Below are 9423 nucleotides of genomic sequence, written 5' to 3' on the forward strand. Positions count from 1 at the left end.
AGGAAAAAAGAATGGATACGCACAATAGGAAAAAATACACCATCAACAAATAACCATCATAAACAATACAAAGGACAACTTTACTGAATAATGTATTGTATTTTCAATTCATTATTTTACGCGCATTGAATGTGTTCAAACTTTTCCAAGCGTTGTTAAGAAGTTTTTTTGTTGCTGTCAATCGCCTTGCGCACGTCTACCGTCAAATCTGGAAACCACCCGCACGTCAAGCACTTACCCCAGTGCGAAAACGGGGTTCGTCTGCCTTGCGGGCATATCATGACAGACAAAGGTCATAGGCACGGGCCGGCTTCGGCATCAGCGACCCCAGGATCCGCAGCCTCTGAAGCGACAAGGTCACCACCCACCTCTGGACCCTTGTTGCCCCCATAGATGCTTTCTGCATGCTGTCTTTTCAATCTAAAGTAACGGCGGACACCTTCATCCACAATGCCTGAAAGGGCCGCAATGTATTGATCGGAGAAGATCTGACCGCAATGGCCCACAAGGATACCCTCACCTTTCGCAATCAGCATCCCGGATTGCTTACTTTTGATGCACAACCCGAGTTTTAAAACCTCACGAAATATGGACTTAACGTTATTGGTTGAAAGATGACGCTCCTCAACCTCCATTGTCCACGGTTCTTCGTTTGTCACACGTCCGTTGTTGTTTAGTAAAGCGCATGTCAGGTCAATATTTTTATTTTGTGAAATAGCGGTTGAGAGGTCTTGGAGTGCAAACCCTTGTGCTGTTGCAAGGGCTGGTGCGTACACAAAGGCGTCAACGCCCTTACTCCTGATTTGAACGTTATCGCGCATATAAGTGCATGTCTGGGAAAGCGCAAGTATGGACGCAGTGTCTAAGTATGGCATAATCCCACCTTGAATAAGCTCTGGCGGCAGATCACAGAGCGTTAATGCCTCTGGTGCCTTTATTTTTGTGGACTCTGAGGTTTGGCCTTCCGTTTGAGGAAAGAAAGTGAAACGAAAGGGTGTTTGGTCTTCTTTGGCGATAGAAAAAGGATGATCATCCATGACTTCCCCCCAAAACCCCATTCTTAAATAAAGGGAATGCGATCTATCTGGCGGAGCAGTAAGGTGGCCGTCAGCATGAAAAAGAATTGTGTAGGGTACAGGTACACGGTGTATGCGATCGTTAACACGAACCCTTTTAAAGTTGGGGTAAGTCATGACAAACACCTTGCTTTCCATGTCCAGGAAGTTAGGCGCACGCCACATAGGAAACCTGTTCTTGAGGAAAAATATTTCACTATTAGGTGCTTTTAAGTCTTCCCAATTCACGCCAGGGTTAACGTCCCTGAGGTGGAGAGTATTCACCCCCTCAAGAGAGACATCTGGTAAAAAATAGATGTTCTCAAGAAAAAAGGACACATAAAAATCTGTTTCTTCTGCAGCATTGGGGCCATGTTGCTCCTCGTATTGCTCTTGCGCAAACGTGCGAACGTTGGTGTAACAATCCTGCCAGCAGTCTTCTCTGAGAGCCTGCCCTAACAAGGGATGTTGATCCACATTCATCACTCTGAACTGGTCGTCTATGCCAAAGCGTATTGTCTTGAAGACTGGTCCTTCAAAAATTTGGTAAACTGGCGCACGCTCATGGTGTGGAAGCAAACTGTGTTCCTTCAGGCTGATGCCCTTTTTGATGAGACAAAAAGAGAAGCGGGTTATCTCTGAACAATGGAGAATTTGCCACATTTCTGATGTGCCTTTGGGGGCTCTACGGAAGTTTTGAGGCAAAGGATGGGAGGACGCCGTTGATAATGAAAGATGATCATCAGGGCTTGCACCTGGGTCCATGGCCCCTAGAAACTGACAAAACGGGGAGAAAAGTGCACAAATCAGGAATAATCGTCTCACAACAACCACAACAAAATATAGGTTAATTGTCTGTTTTTACTATACTTTTTGTCTATTTGTCAAGAGCGGGTTGCCCAAGAAAGGCCTCTGGCGCGCGCATGTCCATGCGATGTGTCTCTGAAGCGCCCCCCCTCTATTGAGCAGCCATGCGCCTTTTGAGCTCTGGCACAAACCGATGCATGGAAGTGTCCACAACCGCCTTGTATTGTTTTTTGCGCTTTTGGATGTAAACAGCCTCTTCTCTTCGCTGGCGCAATGTACGGGGGCCCTTCACTTGACGCCAAAAGTGCTCATCTCGCAACGTATAGTGATAAATAAACGCCAGGCTATCCTTACGCCAAGGTTGGTACACGACAACCTGAGGATGAACGGGCTTCTCTCCCAAGACAGGGTTGCCATAAAAATAGCCATCATAAAGGCTAACAAGATGCTGCCCATCAGCTTTTTTGACATACCGAGGCTTGACAAAACTTTTCATGCCACAAGGATACTCCCCATGATCAACAAGGCGCTCCCGCCAAACCAACTTTTCGGTAAGAAGATCTCCTTTTTTCAAAAAAAGATCTGATGTCCCAAAGCATTTCCATTTAAAAAACACCGCTGGGTGATGGTCATAATGCTTTAAAACAGAAACAAGATTGTCATCCTTGACAGGCATGACAAATTCATCTGTATCAATGATCGCAAGCCACTCTGCTTTATCACGCAAATAGCGAATTGCCGCATCATAGGCCTCAGCTTTGATTGTATCAAAATGCCGCCTATCAGACAGAGGCACTTCGTAAAGTGTCACCAGGCCTTTTTCAATATAAGGCTTTAGAACTTGCTGATAACGATCTCGACTGAAATGGTTGGTGAGAAAAAAATGCTGGACGCCCATCATCAAATAATATTCAATCCACTCCTTCAAATAAGGCGCTTCATCGCGGAACATCGCCACTACGCAAAGGTCGTATTTTGGATTCTCAAGGCGTTTCACTTTTTTCACCAGCAAGGGGTGCGTAATATGCCCCTTTCTTTTGCCAAAGCGCACATAATTGACCAACGGATTTTTGGGACGTTTTGTTACAAACCACGGCTCATAGCAATACGTTGCACAGTAAAATGCGGCGTCAAACATGGCATAGGGGTTCTTCATCTCTTTATACCCCACGGTCATATAATGCTTAAAGGGTGACAGACCTGAGGATTTGACCTCTGGATAACGCGCCACATAATAATCTGCATCAAAAAGCTCGGCGCAGTGATGATGGATGCGCCCGTCCCGATAGTAACGAGTCCCCCAAATAGACAGGCCTATAAAAAAGACAAGCGATGCCACCCAAAGAAACGTACGCATGACAAAAAATACATAAAATCAGCATACTAGCATCATTTTTGTCGCCAGTATATGTCGCTTTTTAGAAAAAAAAGATAAAAAGGTGTCTGCCTGCGGATCAACCCGATGCGCTTTCAGTCAGGCGCACGCAAGGCATCACCTCCTCCACCCCTGCGGCCGTGAAGAAAAGCCGTAGGGGAGTGTTTCTCTCTTGGGAACTGGACAAGGGGAGGAAGGCAGACGCAGAAACCCTGTCGAAGGAGGCGCGGTTGTTTTTTCGGCGCACCTCAAAGGCAAAAAGAGCGTTGACGTTGGATGAAAAAAAGATACCCTAATAGCAGAACCTTGAAGGGGCGCTTAGCTCAGTTGGTAGAGCAGCTGACTCTTAATCAGCGGGTCGTAGGTTCGATCCCTACAGCGCCCACCATGTTTCCCCTGCCCGCCAATGTTTTTTCATTTTTCTAAAAATAAAATGGTCATCAACGTGAATCGTGTGGGAGCCCCTGTTAGCAAGGGCCTTTTTTTAGCGCTCTTCCCGGGGATCACCTCGACCAGCTCTCCGTAAAGATCTTCTTTCGTGTCAAGCTGATCCCCCTCATTTGCCACCATCGGTGCCCCGCGCGCTTGCTTTGACGCTCTCTGCAGGCGTGATGGGCTGAATGGAGACATCAGGGGTGGCCACCTCAGATGCTTGATCGGCCGATGCTTGAGCGGTTTTTTGATGCCTCATGAACACCACCTGATCCTCGGCGTTTCGGAACAGATGATCGAGAGCGGCGGCGCTGATCAGATGAGGTAGGTTGTTAACCTCACTCCTGATGCCTTGGCTATAAAAATCTTTGTCTGCTTTATGGTTTGGCTTCTCAAGGAAAAAATCACCAACGCTCACGCCATCGTTACGACCCTCAAAACACCAGTGAACACGCATCTTCACACCGACAAAGCCATCCATCATGTCATTGAATTTCTGCCCCAACACCCCAGGAACCTTTTTTGGAACATACACCTGAAAGAAGCCGTTATCCCGGGTGGCAAATGGCACACCCTTTTGCACAAGAAAGTCTGCAGTGCGCTTGATACCCATACGCGCTTCATACGTTTGACCCTGCTTGAGATCTCCGTTTTCATCGAGCACAATGTCTCTGACACAGTATTTCCCATCCTCACTGTTGTCTTCACATAACTGCTCCCATTTCTGCTGCAAAGCAGCATTTCCGAAAACAGGCCTATAGGTCACGCTCTCTCTTACGTTCACCACATGGGCATGCTCGGGAAGATCAATAGACTCTGGATCCCCAGCGTTCATCACCACGCCATCGGGCATCTGGTGAGGCAACCCCCACACAAAATGCTTGTCAGCTGTGCTCACCCACGCGCGAGACAGATACGATCCTGGAGCAGACCAGTCGTGAACCAGAGGAAAGTTCTTGCATAAACCCTCACCGATATAGGACCCTTTTTCCATCACAAAAGGTCTACCAAAAGTAGCAACCTGTCTCCATATGAGATTCTTCACAGAAGGAACACTCCGAAAGGCTTGTTCGAAACTGAAGAGATGAAAAGGGTCTTGCAAGAAGCTCAGGATATGGTCAATCATCTCGGATGGAATCCTGACAAGCTCTTCTGACTCAGTTCCCGATGTGTCAGCAGGTGAAGACATTCTATAGAGACCATCCTCCCGTGTGATAAAACCACTCTTAGAGGGTGTAGGGGGTTTTTCAGCAACGAATGCCTTCGTTTGAGAGTCAAGCCATGTTGTGTGCAAATCCTCAACGCCCCGGTGAGCCCACGGGTTGTCATTTTTTGCATAAAAGGACAGAGGGATCCTGAGCCCACACGGTTCATCAAGATGTTTTTGGATCGCGTTGTGCCCCGTCAGAGAGCCGGCCTTTTTGAAAATGGCCCCTGCGTGCGTTCCCGCACTGCACTGCAACGTCAAGCGGCCGCCTTGTATATGAGAGCCAAACGCTGCCGGCAGCGCATAACCACATTCTGCTTTGAGCGTCAGGGGGACTGGGGGTTCCTGTCTATCTGCGCTTAAAACGCACAAAGACGGCGGCGCAACGTATTGTGTGCCGAAATAGTTCACATCCATGAATTGTGCGCTCGTCAGGTTTGGGAACCCCCAACCATCGAGTTTGCCGAAGTGAGTGCCCTGCACAAACAATTGATTGACATGTGGCAACAAAACGCTTTTTGGTAATGCATGTGAGAGGTTGCGAAGCGTCAGGTGCGCGGAGAGACGAACCACCACGGGGTCTGACCCGTCTTCCTGCTCCCCATTTCTCAGAAAACCCTCAATGGTATCCAACAGGCCACCATAGGTCATGTGATTGAGCTCAGCAAACGTGATCTCGAACGCACCCGCATCAGGTGAAGAATGCAGCCATGCCCTATGAATGCCCGCCTCATCCCAAGGGAGATCGAAGGGCACAGAGAGTATGCACCTTTCAGAGGCTGTTACAGCCATCACGGTGAGGTTCACATGCTCCGCCCACCCCTTCATCGACGCCAGCGGTGGGTCAAGCTTTTTGAGACCTCTGGTGATCGCACTGCCGAATTCGGGGGCATTTTCAGTGGGAGATGGATCCATCGCCCCAAGGGACGTGACACAAAGAGCGCAGAGCGCAAAACCAAAGGTATACATTTTCATAAAAGGATCCCACAAAAATCTGGAAGAGACTCCCTCTCTTTGTACAAATCTTGACAAATTATGTCAACAAGATAAATTATGTCAACAAGACAAACATTGTCAGAAAGCCTGCCGCAACATGACACAGAGCAAGCCGCCAAGGCAGGGCAACATTATCGGAAAACAAGAGGATAGCGGCTACGAAAACCAAAGCCTGCCGCACGCCAGAGGCCTCATGGGTATTACAGAGATCATGCTCGCATCACGCCTTGCGCTTGATCAAAGCTATCAACAACAATCGAATCGGGTTATGGAGATGGCGTAGACGGCCATATATAAAAGCGTTCTGCCCCCCCAAAGGCCAGTGGGGAGAAGCGTATTTTGTCAAAAAGATAGGAGGGCAAAGCATAAAAATTGATAAAAAAACGTACACTGCTGTTTCATGTATCAAAAGGGAATCTGTACCATGGTTTTTGTTCATACAATGAAAAGGGTCGCCAACCACATTTTGTTCATAGCCATTTTGAATGTGATCAACCTATCTGTTTGTATGGGCATCGCAACATATGGCGACATTCCTCTTGAAGGATACGAGCAGGCGGCTCAAGGGTTGCCCATGGGTCGGATTGATTGCAATAGTGGTCAATACGGTGCAGGTTCTTTGGTGAACATAAAAGGTCATACAGTCGTTGTTACAGCTGCCCACGTGTTTGACAACGCCCAATCTGCAGTATTTGTTTATGACGACCAAGCCATACAAATTGTGCATTGGGTGCAACATCCTCGTTATACACCGCAGGAGTCTTCACACGACATAGCCGTTGGCTTTCTTAAAAGCGTTCCCCAAAGTGAGCCGTTTACCATTGCAGATCTGCCGCCCCACAATCTTCCCGTTATCTATGCTGTGGCCGGTTTTGGTCGTCGAGGCGTCTTAGATCCATACCAAAGGGGTCGCTATTGTGAGAATAATGCCTTGGTGGCGCTTGCCGGGACCCTATACGCAGAAAAAATATATAATGAGGACGGCAGTATTTTTTTGCAAAATACATCCCCCCTGCCCCCTCTCTGTATGCTCAAATGAAGTTGTTCCGGGACAACCTGAGCCCTTTCGATCAGTTGTTGCCTCAGACGACTTTTCTAGAATGCTCGCCCCTTGCAGGAGATAGTGGTGGCCCCTTGTTTAACCCAGCAAAGCGTACAATATTCGGTCTCGTGTCAGGAGGCCCAGATGACCTTCTCTCACCTGAGGCAAAGAGTGGTTTTTTTCCCGCTTACCAAGGGCTACCCTTTTTTGTGCGTCATGCCTTGCAAGCAAGTGATTGGTTTGTGAACTTTGCCTTTCCTTCGTGTATCGTGCGTTTTCGCACCTTGCTGCAAACCGTGTTTTGTCTGCCCCAGGTTTCCACACATGGTGTGACGTTTTCAGTTTTTCATGAAGAGAATTTACGTTTCATAGACGGTGCGATTCAAAAGCAAGGGGCGTAAGATGAAAACAGAGCTGACCTTTCATCAAAGCACGAATCTCAGACTGCGCTGTCTTGAAAGCATAGGTAGGAGCGTTTGAGAAAAAATCGTCATCCCCACCGGCCAAGAGCATACGTACACCAAAGATGAACGCCAGAAAAAACACTCGAGACAGCATGATCACAGTTACAAACCAAAATCCTGATTCAAAATTAGTGTCTTTTTGGCAAAAATTCAAGGCCCTTTGTGCGCTTTTGCTTGATCAGGCGGAATGGCTTCGACTCAACACACGTCGTCTGATCAAATGGATCCCACGTGGCACTCGGCGCCTCCCCTTTGCGCGCATGCATTCAAAATCAAAAACTTAAAGGATGTGGCGTGATGCACATCGTCATTGAGTGCCTGCCAAGGATGATACAATTCTGTCTCTATCAAAAAATGGATACATTGAGTGTTCAGAGCACATTGGCACTTCGTGCATTTGGGCACGCAGAAATACAGCAGCCACAACGACAAAAGCTTAGAAGACAACCCAAGACATATCTTGATGACTGTTCTCGACGCTTTCCTTGAACTCCTTCCTTACTTTTCTGCCACTTGCGCAGCCTGTTAAATCAAACTTGCGAAGGTTGGGAAATTGTTGGTCTTTGTTTCGTGCCATGAACATGACATTTCTAACCATTGCCTTTAGCCCAATCTGAGATTGGCCTAGGATAAGCTCTTCCATGGAATCCATGGACGCATCTCGAAGAAAGCCCCCTATTTCCTTGGGTGTAACGCTAGACGTGAAACCATAAAGAGAAAATGAAATGTCCAAATACGTCAGGCAAGGTGGAAGACTGGCCTGCAAAGCGCTTAGCATAGCCTTATTAGAGATCGCATTTTTCATGCTTAATCGTTTTAAGGAAGAAGGAAAGACAAGTGGACCCTCCATGGTGAGTCTATTGTCTAGGTACAAGGATTCAACTGTAGATGGCAGATGTTCAAGTATGTCTGAAAACTCAAGGACAAAAGGATTGGTTTTGAGTATTTTGATGGCCACAAAGCTTAAGGAGGTGATATGCTTTTTTGATTTAATATCATCAAGCATCTGAGCATATTCTTTTTGAGAAAAAAGAACCTGTTCTAGGTAAAGAGACTTTAATTGACTAAGACCCGCAAGAAACCCCTCTTTGAGCCGTGCGCCTTCGACCTTAATATGGAGCGTGGTGAGTGTGTGGGGGAAAAAATTGCCCATACAAAACAACCAGTTTTGGGGCTTCTCTTCTGAAAAAACGTTGCACCCAAACGTTAGATTCATCGCTAAATTTGCCATGACACTCTTGATGCTCGACAAGCTTAAAGAAGGTTAGCGGCACGTTTTTAATAACCTGGCCCAACGCCAGGGCAAAAGGCTTTTCTTCGCAAGATAAAGATAGGTCACAGTTGTGCAGCTTGAGGGTCTCTAACTTCTCCTGCAAAGAAAGAAAGGAGATCCACTTATCAACGCTTGCACCCAAATCAATCCTTGATACATCAAGAGTGCGTAAGGACCCGCTGTCTTCGGAAGGGCGTGACATCACGTTTGAAAACAGTTTTTCGACGCGATCACGGACACACGTATCGAGCGACTTCCTCGTACCATGCATGCCTAACGACCGACTATTTTTAAAAAGGGGAATGCTCTTGGATGTTATGATATCAAAACCACTTATATATATTTTCTTAAAAGGTATCTCACCTGATAAAGGTGTTGTTAAAGAAACACCCTTGGCACAAGGCATGAGCTCATAAAAAAGACCGAATTCATCCACGCCCCAATTAATAAAAAGTAATTCTTTACAAAGGATGTCTTGAACTAAACGTTTCCAGAGGGTGCATACGTTTTCCACTTGGTCTATCCTTATGGACCAACAAAAAAAAGGTGTTCACTTTTTCTGGTCAGTTCTTTGAAGTGCCCCTGTAGCATCAATCTCAAAGTAAACCCTGTCCCGACCATCATGCGTATAACAAGCATAGCGTAAAATAGGTAAAAGTATTTCATCTGGAAGGTGATTGATGGTTATTTCAGAGGATGTTTTTTCAAAAGATGCCTGTAAAGAGGCATGGGTAACGGGAGCATCAGGGCCTTCTTGCCCTTGCCCTTGCCC

9 protein-coding genes and 1 tRNA gene are annotated in these 9423 nt (G+C 46.9%); 4 read left to right on the plus strand and 6 right to left on the minus strand.

All coding sequences use genetic code 11. The annotated features are described in order from the left end of the window. Positions 1-293: 293 nt before the first annotated feature. Together IG82_RS0102015 and IG82_RS06875 are read right to left on the minus strand one after the other, a co-directional pair. Positions 294-1820 (minus strand): F-box protein, encoded by a 1527-nt coding sequence (locus IG82_RS0102015; protein WP_031933985.1) that lies wholly within the window; start codon positions 1818-1820, stop codon positions 294-296. A 193-nt stretch (positions 1821-2013) separates the two neighbouring features. After that, the gene (locus IG82_RS06875; protein ID WP_216476124.1) at positions 2014-3201 is read right to left on the minus strand and encodes a glycosyltransferase family 92 protein; all 1188 of its coding nucleotides are present in this window, start codon (positions 3199-3201) and stop codon (positions 2014-2016) included. Positions 3202-3549: 348 nt separating this feature from the next. Between IG82_RS06875 and IG82_RS0102030 the strand changes: the two genes are divergently transcribed. Continuing rightward, positions 3550-3625, plus strand: a tRNA-Lys gene (locus IG82_RS0102030). A gap of 168 nt (positions 3626-3793) precedes the next feature. On the opposite strand, the gene IG82_RS0102040 is transcribed toward IG82_RS0102030, so the two are convergent. After that, positions 3794-5851 (minus strand): hypothetical protein, encoded by a 2058-nt coding sequence (locus IG82_RS0102040; protein WP_156095312.1) that lies wholly within the window; start codon positions 5849-5851, stop codon positions 3794-3796. A gap of 118 nt (positions 5852-5969) precedes the next feature. On the opposite strand from IG82_RS0102040, the gene IG82_RS07150 reads away from it, so the two are divergent. The 3 genes from IG82_RS07150 to IG82_RS0102055 all read left to right on the plus strand — a co-directional run bounded on the left by IG82_RS07150 (position 5970) and on the right by IG82_RS0102055 (position 7315). After that, positions 5970-6155 carry a hypothetical protein gene (locus IG82_RS07150; RefSeq protein WP_156095313.1) on the plus strand — a complete coding sequence of 62 codons (186 nt, stop codon included), beginning with the start codon at positions 5970-5972 and terminating at the stop codon, positions 6153-6155. Between the two features lie 225 nt (positions 6156-6380). After that, positions 6381-6911 (plus strand): trypsin-like serine protease, encoded by a 531-nt coding sequence (locus IG82_RS0102050; protein WP_216476125.1) that lies wholly within the window; start codon positions 6381-6383, stop codon positions 6909-6911. A 212-nt stretch (positions 6912-7123) separates the two neighbouring features. Continuing rightward, positions 7124-7315: a hypothetical protein gene (locus IG82_RS0102055; protein ID WP_156095315.1), complete on the plus strand. Its 192-nt coding sequence runs from the start codon at positions 7124-7126 to the stop codon at positions 7313-7315. A 499-nt stretch (positions 7316-7814) separates the two neighbouring features. Here the strand turns inward: IG82_RS0102055 and IG82_RS0102065 are convergent, their stop codons facing one another. The 3 genes from IG82_RS0102065 to IG82_RS07235 form a co-directional block, all read right to left on the minus strand. Beyond that, complete coding sequence (locus IG82_RS0102065) at positions 7815-8384, minus strand: hypothetical protein (protein ID WP_156095316.1); 570 nt, start codon at positions 8382-8384, stop codon at positions 7815-7817. Between the two features lie 103 nt (positions 8385-8487). Further along, positions 8488-9165 carry a hypothetical protein gene (locus tag IG82_RS0102070; protein WP_031933993.1) on the minus strand — a complete coding sequence of 226 codons (678 nt, stop codon included), beginning with the start codon at positions 9163-9165 and terminating at the stop codon, positions 8488-8490. 36 nt (positions 9166-9201) lie between these two features. Then, on the minus strand, positions 9202-9423 hold a 222-nt coding region (locus IG82_RS07235; RefSeq protein WP_216476126.1), incomplete at its 5' end, for a hypothetical protein.

It is taken from the genome of Candidatus Hepatobacter penaei (assembly GCF_000742475.1).
Lineage (GTDB): Bacteria > Pseudomonadota > Alphaproteobacteria > Holosporales > Hepatobacteraceae > Hepatobacter > Hepatobacter penaei.

What these genes read in the sequence shown, in the direction of transcription:
- IG82_RS0102050 (WP_216476125.1), top strand. Translation starts at nt 6,381, where the DNA reads ATGGGCATCGCAACATATGGCGACATTCCTCTTGAAGGATACGAGCAG.
- IG82_RS07150 (WP_156095313.1), top strand. Translation starts at nt 5,970, where the DNA reads ATGACACAGAGCAAGCCGCCAAGGCAGGGCAACATTATCGGAAAACAA.
- IG82_RS0102040 (WP_156095312.1), bottom strand. Translation starts at nt 5,851, where the DNA reads ATGAAAATGTATACCTTTGGTTTTGCGCTCTGCGCTCTTTGTGTCACG.
- IG82_RS0102065 (WP_156095316.1), bottom strand. Translation starts at nt 8,384, where the DNA reads ATGCTTGATGATATTAAATCAAAAAAGCATATCACCTCCTTAAGCTTT.
- IG82_RS0102015 (WP_031933985.1), bottom strand. Translation starts at nt 1,820, where the DNA reads ATGGACCCAGGTGCAAGCCCTGATGATCATCTTTCATTATCAACGGCG.